This window comes from Vibrio sp. 2134-1, assembly GCF_033339495.1.
This window is the reverse complement of the sequence record NZ_JAWOUS010000240.1, coordinates 1-863: the sequence shown is the minus strand read 5'-3', so window position 1 is coordinate 863 and position 863 is coordinate 1. Positions and strand designations below refer to the sequence as shown.

General features: G+C 49.6%; 2 protein-coding genes. Both read right to left on the bottom strand.

All coding sequences use genetic code 11. The features are described from left to right. Positions 1-178: 178 nt before the first annotated feature. Positions 179-556 (bottom strand): hypothetical protein, encoded by a 378-nt coding sequence (locus R7R78_RS25195; protein WP_225474511.1) that lies wholly within the window; start codon positions 554-556, stop codon positions 179-181. A gap of 9 nt (positions 557-565) precedes the next feature. Further along, positions 566-863, bottom strand: a 298-nt coding sequence (locus R7R78_RS25190; RefSeq protein WP_225474510.1) for a hypothetical protein, incomplete at its 5' end; no start/stop codon positions are given.

Here is an 863-nt window from a genome sequence, read left to right as displayed (position 1 = left end):
TACGACGTTCCATCGCTGAGCGTCAACTGACCGTCATGCTCTTTCAGCATACGGTTCAGTTGTGCAGTGAAGAACTCTGCCGACACTTTTCTTGCCAATGGTTCCATATCACTCAGTCGTAGAGTGGCTCCTGCACCCCCCTCATACACCTCTCCAAAAAAGAAATCTCTCTTACGCATTAGACTTTGCCTCCTTTAATCGCTTGCTGGGTCAGCTTGATCCAGTTCAACGGGTTTTCACAGTCAACATGGTTGCCAGCGGCACCAACTACCGTTTTGTATGCCTCCGAGCCTGCCGCTGTGTGTACTGCCAGCATAAACGAAAACATAGGGTCATTTTGCATGGTGCCAATCATCATTGCACTGGAAGTGTCTTTGAGCTGGCAGTTTTCAACCCGCAGATTGAGTACATCTTTTGCCACCATCTGACAGTCGGGACACACCTTCTCAAGGTTCTTGAGCTTTGCGTCGTCATTGAGCACATCAGGAGCCGCGATGGCAGTACCGGCCATACACAGCCCCAGTGCCAGCAGTTTGAGTTTATTGGTTACTTTCATGGTTCCTCTCTATATCGTTCCAATTTCGTTTCGGTAAAAGAACAGTGGCCCAGTGACTGTTCTGAGTTCCGGCGTTACTTGCTTTACTCTTGAGCAAATATGCTGCTTGAAAAAGTTGTGGTATCCGTACAAAGCTGGGCGTGTAAAAACGGAATAGATAATGAGGGTGATGGCCGCACCAGCGGCCCACCCGATCACGTCCGGAGAGATAAGTCCTGACACGTCTGAGATACGTTCTGGTTCAACCAAGCGGCACACCACCAGCACCCAGAACCACATTACCGGCATCACAAAGATCATCTTTCCG